Consider the following 19,978-nt stretch of genomic DNA (forward strand, 5'->3'; position numbering starts at 1 on the left):
TAATATTTAATTACATAAGGCATATGAAATAAAATAACTCTACAGTATGCTATCTAGCCCGTTTTATTTAATATTTCTGACCCTTATAATAAAGGAGCATTTTTGAATGAAGGAAAAAAATAACTGTGATAAATCAAGGCTGATGAAGTTACTTATTGTTTTGAATATGTTGCAACGACCAAATTGTTTTATAATTTTTAATGAATCATCTAAAAAAGTCTCAACAAATGTTAATCACAAAAATAATTTATGCTTACAAAAAAATGCAAAAGATAGAATGAATGTAGAATATATACTTCCTATTAAACAAGTAAATATTGAAGGTTACTCAGATTTAATACCTCCTCTTAAACAAGTAAATATTGAAGGTGACTCAAATTTTATACTTCCTATTAAACAAGTAAATATTGAAGGTGACTCAGATTTTATACTTCCTATTAAACAAGTAAATATTGAAGGTGACTCAGATTTTATGCTTCCTCTTAAACAAGTGAACATTGAAGGTGACTTAGATTTTATACCGCCTCTTAAACATGTAAATATTGAAGGTGACTCAGATTTTATACCGCCTCTTAAACATGTAAATATTGAAGGTGACTCAGATTTTATACCGCCTCTTAAACATGTAAATATTGAAGGTGACTCAGATTCTATACCTCCTATTTGCGATAAATTAATTATGTCAAAACTGCTTGTTATTTTAAAACTCTTACAACAATCATCTTATAATGAAGATATTAATAAGATATTTAAAAACAGGTTAACAAATATCAAGCATAAAAATAATTTAAGTGTACAAAAAAATACAAACGATAAAATTACTACAAAATTTATACTTCCTACACGCAAATTAATTATTAAAACTGATACAGAATGTATAAAAAAAGAAGGTGACATTAATACTACTCCCGATTGTATTTATGATATCCGTGGAAGTATAAATACTAACCCCAGTAAAAGCTTAGTATCGACCTTCCCCCTCATAATTGCAGAAAAAACCATAGATATTCCTATTGAATCAACATTTAGATTAAAAAACGCTGCCTTAGATATAAAAAACATGAAAAAAGACGTATACTTAACTAATAGTAAGCTTATACCTTTGTATAAAAAAGATGATATTTCTCCCTCCTTAAATGGAAAACTTTTTTTAGAAGGTTTTGTAAGAAACAAAGTAGATTCCTCTATAGCTAAAGATGTTCACGATGGTATAATTAATTTAGATACTGAATCTCTTATAATTTATATTCCTTTTAAATGCACTACTTTGATCCAGTATAAAGTCCCCCCCATTTTCTCTAATCAAAATCCTCTAGATTATATACCAATTTATGTCTCATTAGATTGTTTAGATGTTAATAAAGGTTATGGTGATTATCTATACAAAAAAAATATAGAATGTGATAGCTATATAGATTGCAGTGTTCCACCTATAAATTGCGAAATAGAAAAAGCTAAAATTTATGAAACATATACCCTTGTTGATAAAACGCCATTTAATAAAGACTTTCCTATAGAAATCAATTTTAATACTATCAAAGAAAACATAATAATAAATCTTTCATTAACATTACTTCAAGAACAAGATGTAGCCATAAACTATAAAAAAACTAAATAGATAATTTATAGTAATGTTTAAATAAAAAAACATGGCAAAACTGTTATATGTTGATTAAATTTTATTTTACTCTCCTAATAAACTTCATTTCACAATTTACTCTATTATACTAGATCATATTCTCTAAAAACCTTAAACAGTAAAACCCCCAAGGTAGCTGAGGCCGCTGAAAAAAGCACTCTTTATTTAGTAGAGTTTTCAAGCTTGAATAGAAAAAGCATGAGATATCCATATTTGGGATATCTCATGCTTTTTATTTTATAATTAAGTTTTAAAAGCCCTATTTCATGCTTTTCAACTTAATTATTCTCTTTAGATTCACAGTGAAGATTGATAATGCACCTTGCATTTGCATGCTAATTAAGCCTGACGATATTGCTACATCATAGCTATGTTGGTGCTTAAGTTCACTGTTTTTAGCCTCTATCATATAACGTTCCCTAGCTCGTTTTTTAAAATATTCACTTTTTTCGAACTCTATTTGATCTTTGTGAGTATTTGACTTTATTGAAACTGAATAAGTTTTAGATTTAGCGCCTTCTTTATAACACCCATCTTTATGAACACAATTTTTACACTTTTCTACATTAAAATAGTAGGTTAGCACTTGATTTTTACCAACATTCTTCTTTCCCTGTTTTGCTTTTTTAATAGCCATATGACCTGCCGGACATACAAATAAACCAGCATCTTTATTAAACTCAAATTCATCTTCTTTTTTTCGCATTCCTTGTGAAATTACAGGATTTAGTCTTGAAATTAATGCAATTTTATTTTCTTTTGTATATTCTAGGTTTTTCTTTTCAGAATAAGCTGTATCTCCAATTACTTCATTTACATCTATACCAGCCTCACGGCTTTTTTCTATTAAGGTTATGAGCTCCTTTCCATCACTTTTTTCGCCAGTTGTAATAACAGCTGCTGTAATTAAACGTTCTTCACTCATAGCAAGGTGTGATTTATATCCAAAAAAAGAACTATCCTCAGTTTTATGCCCCACTTTTGCATCCTCATCTTTTGATATTTTTAGATTTTCTAAGTCATCATTAATAGCTTCCATTAAGTAGTTTAATTTAGTTTTCACAGCTGGATTTGCTGCAGTTTCTGGCTTCTCGTTTATGGTATCAATTAATAATTTGCAGTACTCAAGAATATCTTCAAGTACTCCAGTTGTAACTTTATTAGGTAACTCTTCTTTAATACCAGGATGTACTCCGTACAATGTTTTTCTTAAGTTTTTTGCACGTTTCAATAATTCCTCGCTTGCTGACTTTTGGTTATAACGTGACTTGGTATGCGTAGCATCAACTATTATTGCTTTACTTTTTAAAACCCCCTCTTTTATAGCAAGTTCTACAGTCTTGTTTATTAATAAATCCAATAAATTCATGTCTTTAAGGCGAAGCTTTCTAAATTTAGTTAGTGTACTTGAGTTTATTAAATTTGTTTCTTCTGGGGCTAAATTTAGAAAATATTTAAAGGACATGTCATAAAGAGTTCTTTCAACAACATCTTCATCAGACAATTCATATATTACTTTCAAAAGTAAATATTTAAATAGCATTATGGGGTTAATAGCACCTCTACCCATAGATGAACTATAGTTAATCATCAATTCGTCATAAACAAATGAAAAGTCAACAAGGTCATTAATTTGCTTTAAAATGTTATCTTTCGGAATAATTAACGAATATAAGCTATGGTATGTATTTATTTTTATTTCCAATTGTCCTTTTAGCATAATAGTTTAGCCCCTTTTATTTTATTCTACTATACTAATTCGACATATCTTTTAAAATTCCTTTTTGTTTTTTAGTCTTTTATATAAAAAAATCGCCATCTTTAATTAGATGACGATTTTTCATATAGTTTTTCAGTGGCCTCAGGTAGCTTGGGGGTTTTTACTATTATTATACTCCCTTTCCAAATGTACAATCAGGATACCTACATTCCTCACACTCCATACAAAGTCCCCCATGACCATATGCTGCTATATCAGCAAAACTCAATTTTTCCTTTGCGAGTACCCTTGGTAATACCAAATCAAATATAGTTCTCTTAGAGTACATTACACATCCCGGAAGTCCTAAGATTGGAATATTTCCTTTATAAGCTAGCAAGAACATTGCACCTGGAAGCACGGGTGATCCATATGTTACAATTTCTGCCCCTGTATTTTGAATTGCTACAGGGGTAACGTCATCAGGATCTACTGACATTCCGCCAGTACAGATTACCATTCCAGCCCCCTGCTCTATCCATGCGTCTACAGCCTCCGTTATCTTATTCTCATCATCTGAAAGTATAGTTTGTCCAAGTATTTCACAACCATATTCCGTAACTTTGCTTCTTATTACAGGACCAAACGCATCCTTTATTCTGCCATGATATACTTCACTGCCTGTAGTAACAATTCCTACTTTCATTGGTGCATACGGTATTATGCTTACAATTTTCGCATCGCCGATTAAATCCTCTGCTTTTTTTATCTTATCCTCCTCAATTACAAGTGGAATAACTCTTGTTCCTGCTACCTTCTGTCCCTTTTTTACAGGATAGTTATTATGTAATGTAGCTAAAATTATCTCACCTAATGAATTAAGTCCATATAACAACCTTGTATTAATTATAAGAAGTCCATCGTGCTCTGCTATAAAATTAATTTTACCTTCTTTTACTTCACTAAATGTAAGTCCTACCCCTGCTGTAAGGGCTCTCAAGCGTTCTGCTGCATCATTTTCATGAAGATATCCTTGTTTCTCCTCCCATACATATATGTTGTCTTTTCCTAATGAAAGTAATAATTGTATATCTTCCTCTTTAATTATATGTCCTTTTTTAAATGCTCTATCTTTTACTACTCCTGGAACAATTTGAGTAATATCATGACATAAAACGGATCCAACTGCGTCTCTCACAGGTATTTTTTTTATATCACTCACCTCTAACTCGTATTTTGAAATACGTTTTATTTAATACCACACTCCACGTGAAAGCATTACATCCATTAAACAATCTATAGACCTCGATTCTTAAACTTTCTTAAAACCCTTTTAGAATTCTCTTTTCCATACCATTAATCCTCATTCTGAGATGTCATTAAATAAAATACTGCTTCTAATACTCCGCCTGCTATATTTCTTGCTTTATCAGAAATAGTATAACAATTCATTTTTTCTGACACCCTTGGATCGATATCCGCAATCTTAAATCCCTCTTTTACAGTACTTCCACTACGTATAATTCCTCTTAACAGTCCTGATATTGTTGCTTTTATTGGTGTCTCTCCTATATATGCAATAACTTCATCTTTTTCAACCACAGCACCAATATCTAGAACATCCTTCATTACTCCAGCGCATATCGAATGTATAACTCTTTCTTTAGAGTACCCCCTAATATTTCCTGGAACTCCTGTGTTTTTCGCAGCTTGTCCACTAAAAATAAGTCTACCTAGATTGTGACCCCTAGCCGTCTCTATTACAACATCTACATCTTTACCTGCTGTAAATCCCGGCCCAATAGCAATAGTTATATCTGCCATATCCCTTGTTGTTCCCATATTTTTCTTAGCAATAATAGCATCAACTACAATTTTAGGCTTTATTTCTTTAATATATTTTCCTTCTTCATCTATAATTACTGGAACTTTTTTATTGCTCCAAGCATTTTCTATTTCACTTAAACTGAATACATGTACAGCCCTAATTCCTTCTACCTCTATTTCTCTTTCATATACCACTTCACTAAAAGAAATCTTCCGTCTAATAGCAGTCGGTTTTGATGCTTCTAGAACTAATACCCTAAATCCACTTCTATGCAATTTTTGAATTGTTCCAGATGCTAAATCTCCTCCGCCACGTACAATGACAATCTCATTAAACATGCTCATTATTCTCCTCTAGTTTTAGAATATACTCATAATCTTCATTAGTATCAATATCAAATAATTTTGTACTATTATGTATTTCTACAAACTTAACTTTCTCTAAATTCTTATTTATTATTATTTTCCCACCAACATCCCCTTCTAACTTCAAAAAGTCTTCCTTAAAGATGTACGGAAATATTACAGGATTCCCATGTCTACCATCACACCTTGGAATAATTATATAAGCTGAATTCTCTTTAAATTCATAGATTAATCCATTTATCGTATCTTTATCTAAAAAAGGTTGGTCCGCCGTAAAAAACATATATCCATCTGTTTCTGTTGTATGTGTTACACCCAATTTAACTGATTCGCTTATTCCTTTAACTGCATTTTCATTTTTAATAACTTTTAAATCATTTCTTTTACCAATTTCTATTATTTCCTCTTCTCTAGCTACAACAATCACCTCTAAAAAGCAACATTGTTTAATTACTTCTATAGTGTATTCAATTAGCATTTTACCTTTATATTTTAAAATAAGCTTATTTTTCCCCATTCTCCTCGAATACCCTGATGCTAATATTATAGCAGTTACCATTATTATATCACCTACTCTTACCCATAACTACAAACTTAAAACTTAATTTCATTTTTCTTACATAATTTATATGATAAAAAATCCTTCTAATCATATAATACCTTCATGGGATTCTCCAAAATATACGTTAGTTTTTAAACTTCCAATAAATATACTATTTAATAATTTCTTATTCTTTAAATTTATTTCCTTAACTAACAACCTGGCTAATATTAAATGATGGGGGTCTTCTATTTTATTTATGTATAGTATTTTTTCTCCTTGTGCTCCCTTGAACAACCCCTTAGGATGAAATATTAGCTTAGATAGGTGTTCAATTTTAACAGTTTCTTCCTCTTTTACCCCCGTTATTTCACAAAATATCTTACTTCTATGAATATTGCTCTCATTAATTAGAATACCACATGACTGCATATCTATAATTCCTACAGTTTTTGTAGTTTTTGCGTATATAACTGGTTCAAATTCATTCCACCCTTTTAGCTGTTTTTCCTTTGCCCCATCTGCCTCTATTAGTATATAGTCAAAATGTGGTACTAACTCATCTAATTCTTTTGTGCTTAGCCCCAATATTTTATTTTCTCCATTTACAGCTAATCCTAAAATATAAATTCCATTTTTATTCATAGTAATATACCTTGGAATTATTTCTTTATCAGTGCATATAAAGTCATACTTATCATCTAATGGAATGTATATCTTAGTGGTTGTAGTTACTAAGACCCTATTATTCGCTCTCAGCTCTTCTGCAAGCTTAAACATCATCGTGGTTTTCCCACCTGCACCTACAAAAGATATAATGTCTTTTTTCTTCAATTCCATATAATTACTCAGCTTCATGATATCACCTACTTATTTTTTCTTACTGTATGGCGTATTCAAAATAGGTAGCTTTGTTCTAAACTCTCCATCATAGCTATAATACGCACCAGCCACAGCAGGCGCAGTTGGTATTGAACATATCTCACCTATTCCCTTTGCTCCATATGCAAGATTCATATTTCCTCTACCTAATATAATAGATTCTATTTTCGGTACCTCCGTTGCTTTAAACAATCCCAGTGTCCCAAATTTTGCAGTTGGTACGCTGCCCCTAAGCGGATAATCCTCTGTTAGAGCATATCCAAGACTCATAACAACACCGCCTTCAATCTGCCCCTCAATACTTTTAGGATTTATAGGAGTACCAACATCATGAACCGCAATAACCTTCAAAAGTTTACCCTCATCATTCAAAATAACTACCTGTGTAGCATAGCCATAAGCTACATGACTTACAGGGTTTTGTTTAATTGAGCTCATTTTATCAGTTATCCCTTTAAATTCTCCATAGAATTCTTGCCCATCTAAGTTTTCTAATGTTTGATAAGTTAATGCATCAAGAAGTTCTCTAGCTGCTCTTTTTACTGCCTCACCTGTGAATAATGTTTGGCGTGAAGCTGTTGTATTCCCAGAATCAGGGCAAGTCAAAGTATCTGGCGCTGCATGTACCACTTTATCCGATGACATATTAAGGGTTTCACAAACTATTTGCGTTAATATAGTCCCAAGCCCTTGTCCAATACAAGCCGCACTGGTATGAATATATACGCTACCATCCTTTATAACCAGCGTGCAACGTCCAATATCAGGGATTCCGACTCCTAGTCCACTGTTTTTAATAGAACAAGCTATTCCTGCTTTAGGATTTTGCTTGCATATTTCTTTCACTGCTTCCAAAGTTTCAACAATAGATGTTGATGAATCTGCAATTTGACCATTAGGAAGTACTTGGCCTGGTCTAATTGCGTTTCTATATCTTATTTCAAAGGGAGTTATTGAAGCCAAATGCGCAAGCTGATTTAAATTGCTTTCTATTGCAAAACAGCTCTGTGTTACCCCAAACCCTCTAAATGCACCAGCTGGTGGATTATTTGTATATACTGCTTTCCCAATTATATCAATATTATGATAATTATACGGTCCTGCAGCATGGGTGCATGCTCTTTGCAGCACAGGTCCCCCCAGCGACGCATATGCTCCTGTATCAGCTATTATGATAGCTTTCATAGCAATCAAATATCCATTTTCATCACACGCAGTTGTAACCTCCATCTCCATAGCATGACGTTTGGGATGTATCATCATGCTTTCCCTGCGACTTAATGCAACCTTCACAGGTTTGTTACATAAATAAGCAAGAATTGATGCATGGTGTTGAACGCTCATATCTTCTTTTCCACCAAAACCACCACCAACTATTTTACTTACAACCCTTACTTTACTTTGATCAATCCCTAAAGCTTCTGCACATTCCTTCCTTGTTTGATAAATACCTTGGTCACCGCAATATATTATTATTCCATCATTACCATCTGGCGCAGCTACTGCCGTTTCGGTTTCTAAAAAAGCATGTTCTGTAAATGGCGTGCTGTATTTATTTGTTACGCTGTATTTCGAACTTTTTATATATTTATCTGCATTACCAAATACCATGCTTTCAGTTACTAATAAATTACCGCTTGCATGTACTTGAGGCGCACCTCCCTTCAATGCATCTTCCGGACATGTAACCGGTGTTAATTCTTCAAAATCAATTTTAACTAAAGATTTAGCTTTTTCTAGTATTTCTTTCGTTCGGGCAGCTATTAGAACTATAGCATCTCCTATGCAGTGTGTTATCTTTCCCATTGGTATTAATACATCCCAATCCTTTGTAATATGACCAACTTTTGGGCTTCCAGGAAGCTCATCCGCTGTAATTACTAAATAAACACCTTGTAGTCTTTTAGCTTCACTAATATCTATACTTTTTACTAAGGCACGTGGATATTTAGTTCTAACCGCTCCACCATAAATCATACCATCTATACGCATATCATCTACATATTCTGCTGTGCCAAGCACTTTGTCTACAGCATCAATTCTATTTAAATTTTCTCCTATTGAACCTTTACAAGTAGATTTAGGCACCCCTGTATTTTCTCGTAATAGTTTAGCCGCCAGCTTCACAGCTTTAATTATTTTCACATATCCCGTGCAGCGGCAAATATTATTCTTCAAAGCATTTTTTATTTCGACCTCAGTTGGATTTTCTACCTTATCAATAAGACTCTTTGCACTTATAACCATTCCTGGAGTACAAAAACCACACTGTACTGCTCCTGCCTGCATAAAAGCATATCCATATATATCTTTTTCTCTACCAGTTAGGCCTTCAACCGTTATAATATTTTTATCTACAATCTTGCTTGTTTTTAATATGCATGCTTTTTTTGCCTCGCCGTCAACTAAAACCATACATGTTCCACAGGCACCCTCAGAGCACCCATTTTTAACTGATGTTAAATTCAAATCTTCCCTTAAGAATGTAATTAACTTTTTATCTTCCTTAGCCCTAACTTTATTCCCATTTACAACAAAGTTAAAAATTGCGACCACCCCGTTTTATATATTTCCCAAAATTCTGCTTTATAATATTTCCATTCTCTACAATCTGTGTCCCTCGTAGAAAAACATGCTTAGCAGACCCTACAGTTCTAAATCCTTCAAAAGGTGTATAATCTACATTTTGTGTTTGATTATACTTAGATATAATTCCTTGATTTCTTATATCCCATACAACTATATCCGCATCACTTCCAACTTGTAATGCTCCCTTTCTAGGATACATTCCAAAAATCTTTGCAATATTTTCACTAAGCATAGAACACATTTGCTCTTTACTTATTCTACCTTTATCTACTCCATAGGTGTACATAAGGATTGGTCTATGTTCAACCCCTGGTATACCATTGGGTATTTTACTAAAATCGTTTATACCATGATCTTTTTGACCTTTAAAATTAAAACTGCAATGATCTGTTCCAATTGTATCAATATCTTCCTTTGATAAAGCTTGCCATAATCTTTCTAGATCATCTTTTTTTCTTAAAGGTGGTGACAGAACATACTTAGCACTTTCGAAATCCTCTGATAAATATAAACTATCTTCTAAAAGTAGATATTGAGGACATGTTTCTACATATATTTTTTGTCCTCTTTTTCTTGCTTTTAATACCTCTTCTAAAGCTTCTTTTGTACTTAGATGTACAATATATATAGGCGCATCTGCTAAATTTGCAATATCTATATATCTTGATACTGCTTCTGATTCCACAATATTAGGTCGTGACAGTGGATGGGCTACCGGGGTCGTATTTCCACTATTAAGCTGTTCTTTTATCATAGTATTTACAAGATCACCATTTTCACAATGAACACAAAGCAAACCATTATATTTTTTTAAGCACTTTAAAAGATCATATATCTCTCCATCATTAAGACGCAAATTGTCATAGGCCATATACGCTTTAAATGATGTTATTCCCTGGTCTTTCATTATTTTAAGTTCATCTTTTACATCTGCATTCCACTGCGTTATTGCCATATGAAATCCATAATCGCAACTTGAAACATCTTTAGCTAAATTATGCCAATTTATTAGCGCTTCACTTAGAGTTTCTCCTTTGTTTTGAGTTGCATAATCCAAAATCGTTGTGGTTCCACCTACAATAGCCGCGGCAGTACCTGTTTTAAAATCATCTGCAGTTCTAGTGTATCCTGTATCTAAATCAAAGTGAGTATGAGAATCAATAAATCCTGGAAATACTAAACAACCTGCTGCATCTATAATTTGTGCTTTATCATCTTCTAAATTTTCACCAATAGAGGTAATTATCTCATCTTCAATTTTAATATCAGAAATATAGCTTTTTCTAGGAGTTACAATAGTCCCATTTTTTATAATAATTAACATTTAACCCACCTCATCAATTTTCAAATCATATAACTATAGTTCGAAATTACAGCCCAAATCATATTTTCAATGTCTTTAGGTATTTCTGTATTGTTTTCATTAAGATTAACTTCTAAAACTTCTCTATCTAACCTAACTTTTACGATTTTTTCATCTTTATTAATTAATACAAATCCCATGTTTTTGCTGTTTTCAAAATCGGCTTCTTTAGCAAATAGTGTAAGCTTTTCTTTATATGGAGCGCTATCATATGGACAGAACGTTTCACAGTTTCCACACTCATTACATAGTTTATCCAAGTGAATTATTTGATGCATTTTATTACCTTTTACTTTTATAGTAATATTTGCACGGTTAGGGCAGACATCAACACAAGCTTCACATATTGTTGAACACTCAAGACATCGTGCGCATTCTTTAGGACCGCACTCAGCCATTTGGAGTATACCTTTTTTAGCTATTGCCGCTTCAGTATTTGTGCTTGCTTTTGGCATATTTATTCTTAAATCACGATTCATTTCTTCTTTGACTATAGACCTTGCAAATCTTGTTGCATCTGCTATGCCTTCAACTACTGTAGCCGGTCCATGCAGACCATCTCCAGCAACATATACTTTTTTAATGTTTGTTTCTAGTGTTTGTGCATTTACATCGGCTTGTCCTTTTTCATTTAGTTTAATATTATTTTCTTCAAATATCTTAGTATCTATCTTCTCCCCAACTGCTGATATAACGATATCTGCTTTTATATCTACCATATCGCCGCTTGGAACTGGTCTTCGTCTTCCACTTTCATCTGGTTCTCCGAGTTTCATAACCTCACACTTAAGAACACCACCGCTAACTTTTACAGGTGATAGTAATTCCTTAAATTCTACTCCATCTTTGATTGCCATTTGCAATTCTTCGACATCTGCAGGCATGTATTTTTTAGTTCTACGATATACTACATATACATTCTCTACTCCGTCTACTCTTTTAGCTGCCCTAGCTGCATCCATAGCAGTGTTACCACCACCTACTACTACAACATTTTTACCAATATTTAAATTTTTATCATTATTCTTTAATTTCTCTAAAAAATGAAGTACATTTATTACATTTCCGCCTTCGATATTAACTCTACCTGGCTGCCATGCCCCGATCGCAAATAGGACATATTTATATCCTTGCTTTTTCAACTCATCTGCAGAATTCTTCTCTGAATTTAATTCAATTTTAACTCCCACGCTTCGAACAAGCTCAATGTCTTTCTCAATAGAATTTGATGGTATTCTAAATCCTGGAATAACATGTTTTACTATTCCTCCTAAAGAGTTTCTTTTTTCAAAAATTGTTACATTGATTCCTTCTCTTGCAAGGAAATACGCTGCCGCAAGACCTGTAGTTCCTCCACCAACAATTGCTACCCGTGCATCACCTTTATCTGCTATCTTAAGTTCCTTAATTAAACTATCGTATGCTTTTTCTGCTGCTTGTAATTTTATATTCCTTATGTTAACAGACTCATCGCAGAAATTTCTGATGCATTTGCTCATGCAAGCATGACTGCATATTGTTCCAGTAATAAATGGGAGTGGATTTTTTTCAACTATTACCTTTAGTGCTTCAAGATGTTTTCCTTCTGAAACAAGACGTATGTACTCTGGAATATCTTGTCCTATAGGACATCCCTTCTCGCATGATGCAATAAAGCAATCAACTAATGGTACTTTCTCATTTATTTTGCGATTAGGAATTGGTTTTATAGGCTTTATATGATGAATATCTTTTACTGATTTATCTTTAAGATCTCTTAATTTTCCATTATCAATAACATACTTATTAGCATATTCCGACTTGTTTAATTTTTCAGCAATTTGAACACATCTTTGATATCCACCAACTTTTAAAAGTGTTGTTGCTATAGTTATAGGCCATATACCCGTTTCAAATATATCATTTATATTAAAAACGTCTGCACCCCCTGAATAAGAAATCTTAAGTTTTCCTTCAAATTCTTTTGAAAGCTTATATGCAAGTGCTATTGAAAGGGGATATAGAGATTTTCCTGACATATACATCTCATCACCTGGTAATTCAGCATTTTTAATCTGAGCTGGAACTGTATTCGTTAATTTAACGCCAAATGACAATCCTTTCTTGCTTGCCAAATCTTGTAAACCTCTAAACATAGGAGTAGCATCATTAAATTGCAAGTCCTCATTGAAGTGATGTTCATCAAATGAAACATAATCATACCCCATATCATCTAAAGTTTTACGTACAAATTCATAACCTAATAATGTGGGATTACATTTCACATAAGTGTTTAGCCCTTTTTCATTTATTAGGTATGTTGCAATGCGTTCAATTTCTTGTGATGGACATCCATGTAATGTTGATAATGTTATCGATGTACATACCTTAGGTGATATATGCTCAACATATTCACTATCAATGTTTTGGAATTTATCCATATTTCCAAAGACGTATGACCTGCATTCACTCCATATATCACTTTTAGATGCATCTTTAAGTCCCCTAATAAATTCACCTATTTTAGGTGAAGAAATCCCCTCAAAATCATATCCTACACTCATATTAAAAATAAATCCATCAGGACTTCCTAGCTCAAGTTCCTTTGATAATATTTTTAGTGCAAACCAAGCCTTAACATACTCATCATATGCCTCGGTAACTCTAAGCTCTGTTGACCACTCTACGTTATAGCACTCATCTTCTGCTCTTATGCATGGCTTTGACACAGGTAAATCTTCACCGTCAAGGGTTTGCACTGTTTTTAATTCAAAAAATCTACACCCAGAAACGTAAGCTGCAATTATGTTTTGTGCTAACTGTGTATGTGGACCAGCTGCTGGACCAAAAGGAGTTTCAATTTTTTCTCCAAATATTTCGAGAACCTTATTATCCTGCTTTTTGAAAAATTTGTTTACTCCAAATATCTTGACCTGCTTTTTATTTTCGTAAGTTATCCACTCCATTAAGTTTTTAAATGGAATAGGTGTCATTCTATCACCCATAGGTAATACCCCCTTATTTTTATTGTTTTTTAGCTGTTGATTTTATTCCACAATTCATTTGATAATTCTCTTGATTTCGCCATGATTTGCTCAGAATCAACACCGATTATTTCACGATCCTTCATAAGAACCTTACCATTTATCATCGTAGTTGTTACACATCTTCCATTAATTCCAAACAAAATATGAGCGTTTGCATTATTTACATTAAATGGCGTTAGTGGATCGTATTCTGCTACTATAATGTCAGCATAAGCTCCCTTTTGTATAATTCCAAGAGGTTTTTCAAAGAATCTATTAGCAATCTTTGCATTGTTTTTAAATGTCATTAGAGGAATTTCGTCCCATCCAACAGATGGATTACAGTTATTATGCTTATGCAAAATATTTGCAACCTTCATGGATTCAAACATGTCGCTTGTATATCCGTCAGTTCCAAGCCCTAAAGTCAATCCTTTTTTAACAAGCTCTAGCACAGGTGTACATCCTACAGCGTTACCCATATTAGATTCAGGATTGTGTACTACCATTGTATCTGTTTTATTTAATAAATCCATTTCAGCAGGATTTATGTGTATACAGTGAACAGCAATAGTTTTTTCACCCAAAATATCAAAATCAAATAAACGATTTACTATTCTTTTATTGTATTTTTTTAAAGAATCATATACATCATCTATACCTTCTGCTGTATGCACATGATACCCAGCACCACAGGTTATATTTTTAGCACAATACTCAAGTGTTTTATTACTTAATGTAAAAGATGCATGAAGTCCCATCATACCCTTTTGCATATCAGAGGAATCCTTTTTAGCTGACTTCATAAATTCAACATTTTCTTTTACAGCTTGTCTCATTTTTCCCTCTCCATCTCTATCAGAAACTTCATAACATAAAGATGTACGAATTCCTAGCTTTTTAGCAACACCCGATATTTGAAATAAACTTCCGGAAATACTACCATAACTTGCATGATGGTCAAAAACAGTTGTAACCCCATTTCTTATACAATCTAAGTATGTTGAATATGCACTATATTCTGTATCTTCGAGTGTTAATAATCTATCTATTTTCCACCACATTCCAGAAAGAATATCTAAAAAGCTTTTAGGGTTATTCCCTTTAATAGAAAGACCACGGGCAAATGCACTATATATGTGATGATGAGTATTAATCATTCCTGGCATAATTAAACCTTTTTTAGCATCAATAAACTCAGCGCCCTCATACTTTTTCTTCATTTGCTCTGTGGTTCCGATATTCACTATAATATTAGCATCAATACATACACAACCATCCTCAATAAATGTATTGTCATTATCTCTAGTCAATAACTTACCATTGCCTATTAAAATCATAATATCCCTCCTGTAATATATTTTCAAAATGATATGCAATTAATTGATTGTTCTCATTGTTTTTACTATTCCAAATTTATTCTACCATTTTTTTCCGAATTTAGTCAATTCATTCCAATAAAATTTTTGTAAGCTTAAAAAATTTTTGTATTTTTTATTGATTTATAAGAAAACACTGATATACTTATCTTATAAATATTGTAATATTTTATAAATTATTACTTATTATATAGCCGATTGAGAGGTTTATTATGGATATTAACAGTAATTTAGATTTTTTAAAAAATTTAGCCAAAGGCATTTCATCTCAATTTGGGCGAAATTGTGAAGTAGTTATACATGACTTATCTTCCGGCAACCCAGATTATCCCATTCTATTTATTGAGAATGGCGATGTTACAAAAAGAACAACGAGCACTAGTAGCGCTTCGCGTGTTGTATTAACTACTTTAAAAAACAATTGTGAACAAATTGAAGATAATTTAAACTATATTACCAAAACTCACGATGGCAGGATTCTAAAATCGAGTACTATATATATACGAAATGATGAAAACATTCCTGTTGGTATATTTTCTATAAATTATGATATTACTGAGCTTACAATTGCTAGTAATTGTATAGAGGCCTTAATTAGTCATAAAGAAAACATTTATGACGGGGATAAAATTCCTCAAAATGTAAATCAACTACTAGATGATTTATTAGAAGAATCTTTAATGAAAATAAATAAACCAGTTGCATTAATGAGTAAAGACGAAAAGATACAAGCTATTCAATATCTTAATGATGCCGGCGCTTTCCTAATTACTAAAGCAGGCGATAAAATAGCAAGTTTTTTCGGAATTTCAAAGTATTCAATCTACAATTATGTAGATATAAAAAAATAAATTTTTTGGAGGTTTTGTTATGAATAAAATAAACTGGATACGGAATGAGCTCCCTAAAAACAGTAATAAAATGTTAAATGTAATGTCCCTTGAAAAAATTGATAAGGCATCCTCTTTTCATAAAAGTTTCCCGCAATACAGTCAAACGCCCTTAGCTAAACTAAATAATATGGCTAAATTTCTTGGCCTTAAGAATCTGTATGTAAAAGATGAGTCTTATAGATTTGGCTTAAACGCTTTTAAGGTCTTAGGTGGTTCTTTTGCTATAGGTTGCTACATTGCAAAAAAATTAGGTAAGGATATATCAACACTTCATTATGATACTATTACGTCGAAAGAACTTCTTAAAGAATTCGGACAAACAACTTTCTTCACAGCAACTGATGGGAATCATGGAAGAGGTCTTGCCTGGTCAGCTAACAAATTAAATCAAAAATCCGTCATTTTCATGCCAAAAGGCTCTTCAAAAACCAGATTAAAAAACATTCAAAAGGAAGGCGCTATTGCTACAATAGAAGATGTAAATTATGACGAATGCGTCCGCATCGCAATAGCCGAGTCGGCAAAAACTCCTAATTCTGTAGTTGTTCAAGATACTGCATGGCTTGGTTATGAAGAAATACCCTCTTGGATTATGCAAGGTTATGGAACAATGGCAATGGAGGCTAATGAACAACTGCATAATGATAATTGTGATGCACCAACACATATTTTTCTGCAAGCTGGTGTAGGTTCTCTTGCTGGTGCAGTCCAAGGCTATTTTTCAAATGCTTATCCTGGTAATCCACCAATAGTTACTATAGTAGAACCCAATAAGGCTGATTGTATATTCCGTTCTGCATCAGCAAAAGACGGAAATATAAGAATTGTTACTGATGACATGCAAACAATCATGGCAGGCCTTGCATGTGGAGAACCAAATACAATATCATGGGATATTTTAAAAAATAATAGTTCATTCTTTGTATCTTGCCCAGATAATATTTCCGCTAAAGGAATGAGACTACTTGCTGCACCTATTAAGGGAGATCCTACTGTTACCTCTGGCGAATCCGGCGCTGTAACAATGGGTGTTCTCTTTAATATAATGAAAAATGATAATTTAAAAGATCTAAAACAAGCTCTAAAACTTGATGAAAATTCAAAAGTACTCTTGTTTTCAACAGAGGGAGATACTGATCCAGATGTATATCGTAATATTGTATGGGATGGTAATTATTCATCATTGTAATAGTTCTCAATTTAACTAGTAATTTAATATTTATTAAAATTTAAGGGGGAATAAAAAAATGGATTTTAACAGTATTAAGGAAAAAGCGGAGAGCTATAAAGCTCCAATGACAAAATTCTTACGTGACTTAATTGCTATCCCTGGCGAAAGCTGTGGGGAAGAAGGTGTTGTTAAAAGAATAGAACAAGAAATGATTTCTCTTGGTTTTGACAAAGTAGAAATTGATCCACAGGGAAATATTTTAGGTTATGTTGGAACAGGTAAAACTCTTATAGCTTTTGATGCTCATATTGACACTGTTGGTCTTGGAGAGCTCAGTAACTGGACTTTTGACCCTTATAAAGGTTTTGAAACTAAGGAAGAAATTGGTGGACGTGGTGCATCTGACCAACTTGGTGGTATCGTATCAGCTGTATACGGCGCTAAGATAATGAAACATCTTGGCATGTTAAGCGAAGACTACACAGCTCTCGTAGTTGGATCAGTACAGGAAGAGGATTGTGACGGAAACTGCTGGCTGCACATCATAGAACAGGACAAAATCAAACCTGAATTCGTTGTAAGCACAGAGCCAACTGATAGCGGTATCTACAGAGGACATAGAGGACGTATGGAAATCAGTGTTGATGTTAAGGGTGTTTCATGCCACGGTTCAGCTCCAGAAAGAGGAGACAACGCAATCTACAAAATGGCTGAAATATTAATAGATATCAAAAACCTTAACACAAATGATGCTGCTGATTCTACAGAAATCAAAGGTCTCGTAAAAATGTTAGATAAAAAATATAACCCTAAATTCGAAGAAGCTCAATTCTTAGGACGTGGTACTGTAACTACATCAGAAATATTCTTTACTTCACCAAGCCGTTGTGCAGTAGCTGACTCTTGCGCGATTTCATTAGATCGTCGTATGACCTCTGGAGAAACCTTTGAAAGTTGTTTAGAAGAAATCCGTCAACTTCCAGCTGCTAAAAAATACAATGCTGAAGTTACTATGTATAAATATGACAAAGAAAGCTGGACTGGACTTTCATACCCTCAGGATTGCTACTTCCCTACCTGGGTTATTCCTGAAGATCATGCTGTTGTTAAGGCAATGGAAGAATCATACCAAGGAATGTTCGGAACAACAAGAAGCGGTTCCTATAGCACTGATGAAATGAGAAAAGCTCGTCCGCTTACTGATAAATGGACATTCTCAACAAACGGTGTTGCTATAATGGGTCGTCATGGAATACCATGCATAGGATTCGGACCTGGTGCAGAATCTCAGGCACATGCTCCAAATGAAAAAACTTGGAAAGATGACTTGGTTAAATGTGCTGCTGTATATGCTGCTCTCCCAACTATTTATTGTAAAAGTAAATAAAAATAAATAATACTAAATAAAAAGGAGTTTTTAAAAATGGCTTTAATGGATAAATACATCAGCAAACTTAACTCCCTAGATTTTAAAAATATGTATAATAATGATTTCATGCTCACTTGGGAAAAATCAAAGGACGAACTCGAGTCAGTGTTCACAGTTGCAGAAGCTCTTAAAGAATTAAGAGTAAATAACATATCATCAAAGATTTTCGATAGTGGCCTGGGAATTTCACTCTTCCGTGACAATTCAACTCGTACAAGATTTAGTTTCGCTTCTGCTTGTAACCTTCTTGGTCTTGAAGTTCAGGATCTTGATGAAGGAAAATCTCAGGTTGCTCATGGTGAAACAGTAAGAGAAACCGCTAACATGATTTCTTTCATGGCAGATGTTATAGGTATCCGTGATGATATGTATATTGGAAAAGGTAATGCTTATATGCGTGAAGTTTCTAAGGCTGTACAAGAAGGTAATGATGAAGGAATTTTAGAACAACGTCCAACACTTGTTAGTTTACAATGTGATATAGACCACCCCACTCAATGTATGGCTGATACTCTTCATATTATAAATGAATTGGGCGGTATTGAAAATTTAAAAGGTAAAAAAATTGCTATGTCATGGGCATATTCTCCATCTTATGGTAAGCCCCTTTCAGTTCCCCAAGGAGTAATTGGACTTTTAACTCGTTTTGGTATGGATGTTGTTCTTGCACATCCAGAGGGTTATGAAGTTATGAGCTCCGTCGAAGAAATTGCAATAAAAAATGCTGCGAAGTCTGGTGGTTCATTTACAAAAACAAATTCTATGGAAGAAGCATTCAAAGATGCCGACATAGTTTATCCTAAGAGCTGGGCTCCTTTTGTCGCTATGGAAAAACGTACAGATTTATATGCAAAAAATGACCAAGCTGGTATAAATACACTTGAAAAAGAACTCCTTTCACAAAATGCTGAGCATAAGGATTGGCAGTGTACTGAGGAACTTATGAAAACTACAAAAGATGGGAAAGCGCTTTATCTTCACTGTTTGCCCGCTGATATCTCTGGTGTTAACTGTGATGTTGGAGAAGTTGCAGCTTCTGTGTTCGATCGTTATCGCAAACCACTTTATAAAGAAGCAAGCTATAAACCTTATACAATAGCTGCTATGATTTTCTTAAGTAAAGTTAATAATCCACAAGAAGTTTTAGCTATGCTTGAGAAGAGCAATAAAGAGCGCAAATTAAAATAACCCAAAT

At 33.3% G+C, this 19,978-nt stretch carries 14 protein-coding genes; 5 read left to right on the forward strand and 9 right to left on the reverse strand.

Annotated elements, in window-relative coordinates; translation table 11 throughout:
- The first annotated feature begins 106 nt into the window (after positions 1–106).
- The gene (locus KTC94_RS07985) at positions 107–1,618 is read left to right on the forward strand and encodes a hypothetical protein (protein WP_220319898.1); all 1,512 of its coding nucleotides are present in this window, start codon (positions 107–109) and stop codon (positions 1,616–1,618) included.
- Between the two features lie 280 nt (positions 1,619–1,898).
- Here the strand turns inward: KTC94_RS07985 and KTC94_RS07990 are convergent, their stop codons facing one another.
- The 9 genes from KTC94_RS07990 to ssnA form a co-directional block, all read right to left on the reverse strand.
- Complete coding sequence (locus KTC94_RS07990; protein ID WP_220287894.1) at positions 1,899–3,359, reverse strand: IS1182 family transposase; 1,461 nt, start codon at positions 3,357–3,359, stop codon at positions 1,899–1,901.
- A gap of 169 nt (positions 3,360–3,528) precedes the next feature.
- On the reverse strand, positions 3,529–4,551 hold the full coding sequence (locus KTC94_RS07995) for a molybdopterin-binding protein (protein WP_220286781.1): 1,023 nt from the start codon (positions 4,549–4,551) through the stop codon (positions 3,529–3,531).
- A 143-nt stretch (positions 4,552–4,694) separates the two neighbouring features.
- Positions 4,695–5,504 (reverse strand): selenium-dependent molybdenum cofactor biosynthesis protein YqeB, encoded by an 810-nt coding sequence (yqeB, locus tag KTC94_RS08000; protein WP_220286730.1) that lies wholly within the window; start codon positions 5,502–5,504, stop codon positions 4,695–4,697.
- Complete coding sequence (gene mocA / locus KTC94_RS08005; RefSeq protein WP_220320254.1) at positions 5,497–6,090, reverse strand: molybdenum cofactor cytidylyltransferase; 594 nt, start codon at positions 6,088–6,090, stop codon at positions 5,497–5,499. The genes yqeB and mocA overlap by 8 nt, the downstream gene beginning before the upstream one ends.
- Positions 6,091–6,180: 90 nt before the next feature.
- Positions 6,181–6,930 (reverse strand): selenium cofactor biosynthesis protein YqeC, encoded by a 750-nt coding sequence (gene yqeC, locus KTC94_RS08010; RefSeq protein WP_216304260.1) that lies wholly within the window; start codon positions 6,928–6,930, stop codon positions 6,181–6,183.
- A 12-nt stretch (positions 6,931–6,942) separates the two neighbouring features.
- Positions 6,943–9,501, reverse strand: coding sequence for a selenium-dependent xanthine dehydrogenase (gene xdh / locus KTC94_RS08015; protein WP_220320286.1), 2,559 nt, complete (start codon positions 9,499–9,501; stop codon positions 6,943–6,945).
- Positions 9,494–10,867, reverse strand: a complete 1,374-nt coding sequence (gene hydA, locus KTC94_RS08020; RefSeq protein WP_220320255.1) for a dihydropyrimidinase — start codon at positions 10,865–10,867, stop codon at positions 9,494–9,496. The genes xdh and hydA overlap by 8 nt, the downstream gene beginning before the upstream one ends.
- A 20-nt stretch (positions 10,868–10,887) precedes the next feature.
- Positions 10,888–13,890, reverse strand: a complete 3,003-nt coding sequence (ygfK, locus tag KTC94_RS08025; RefSeq protein ID WP_216304258.1) for a putative selenate reductase subunit YgfK — start codon at positions 13,888–13,890, stop codon at positions 10,888–10,890.
- A gap of 29 nt (positions 13,891–13,919) precedes the next feature.
- A complete protein-coding gene (ssnA, locus tag KTC94_RS08030) occupies positions 13,920–15,251 on the reverse strand; it encodes a putative aminohydrolase SsnA (protein ID WP_216304257.1) in 1,332 nt (443 codons plus the stop codon).
- A gap of 251 nt (positions 15,252–15,502) precedes the next feature.
- Here ssnA and KTC94_RS08035 point away from each other — a divergent pair, with 251 nt between their 5' ends.
- From KTC94_RS08035 to ygeW, 4 genes are read left to right on the forward strand one after another with little or no spacing between them, the layout of a single operon-like run.
- Positions 15,503–16,141, forward strand: a complete 639-nt coding sequence (locus KTC94_RS08035) for a transcriptional regulator (RefSeq protein WP_220320256.1) — start codon at positions 15,503–15,505, stop codon at positions 16,139–16,141.
- 19 nt (positions 16,142–16,160) lie between these two features.
- On the forward strand, positions 16,161–17,372 hold the full coding sequence (dpaL, locus tag KTC94_RS08040) for a diaminopropionate ammonia-lyase (RefSeq protein WP_220286734.1): 1,212 nt from the start codon (positions 16,161–16,163) through the stop codon (positions 17,370–17,372).
- A gap of 58 nt (positions 17,373–17,430) precedes the next feature.
- Entirely contained in the window at positions 17,431–18,741 is a 1,311-nt protein-coding gene (locus tag KTC94_RS08045; RefSeq protein WP_220320257.1) for a YgeY family selenium metabolism-linked hydrolase, read from the forward strand.
- A gap of 36 nt (positions 18,742–18,777) precedes the next feature.
- Complete coding sequence (gene ygeW / locus KTC94_RS08050) at positions 18,778–19,971, forward strand: knotted carbamoyltransferase YgeW (protein WP_220320258.1); 1,194 nt, start codon at positions 18,778–18,780, stop codon at positions 19,969–19,971.
- Positions 19,972–19,978: the final 7 nt, after the last annotated feature.

Source organism: Clostridium sp. CM028, from assembly GCF_030585565.1.
Taxonomy (GTDB): domain Bacteria; phylum Bacillota; class Clostridia; order Clostridiales; family Clostridiaceae; genus Clostridium_AD; species Clostridium_AD estertheticum_B.

Coding starts and splice junctions, on each gene's coding strand:
- KTC94_RS07985 (WP_220319898.1), top strand. CDS start 107: ATGAAGGAAAAAAATAACTGTGATAAATCAAGGCTGATGAAGTTACTT.
- yqeB (WP_220286730.1), bottom strand. CDS start 5,504: ATGTTTAATGAGATTGTCATTGTACGTGGCGGAGGAGATTTAGCATCT.
- KTC94_RS08045 (WP_220320257.1), top strand. CDS start 17,431: ATGGATTTTAACAGTATTAAGGAAAAAGCGGAGAGCTATAAAGCTCCA.
- dpaL (WP_220286734.1), top strand. CDS start 16,161: ATGAATAAAATAAACTGGATACGGAATGAGCTCCCTAAAAACAGTAAT.
- ygfK (WP_216304258.1), bottom strand. CDS start 13,890: ATGGGTGATAGAATGACACCTATTCCATTTAAAAACTTAATGGAGTGG.
- hydA (WP_220320255.1), bottom strand. CDS start 10,867: ATGTTAATTATTATAAAAAATGGGACTATTGTAACTCCTAGAAAAAGC.
- mocA (WP_220320254.1), bottom strand. CDS start 6,090: ATGGTAACTGCTATAATATTAGCATCAGGGTATTCGAGGAGAATGGGG.
- ygeW (WP_220320258.1), top strand. CDS start 18,778: ATGGCTTTAATGGATAAATACATCAGCAAACTTAACTCCCTAGATTTT.
- KTC94_RS08035 (WP_220320256.1), top strand. CDS start 15,503: ATGGATATTAACAGTAATTTAGATTTTTTAAAAAATTTAGCCAAAGGC.
- KTC94_RS07990 (WP_220287894.1), bottom strand. CDS start 3,359: ATGCTAAAAGGACAATTGGAAATAAAAATAAATACATACCATAGCTTA.
- yqeC (WP_216304260.1), bottom strand. CDS start 6,930: ATGAAGCTGAGTAATTATATGGAATTGAAGAAAAAAGACATTATATCT.
- ssnA (WP_216304257.1), bottom strand. CDS start 15,251: ATGATTTTAATAGGCAATGGTAAGTTATTGACTAGAGATAATGACAAT.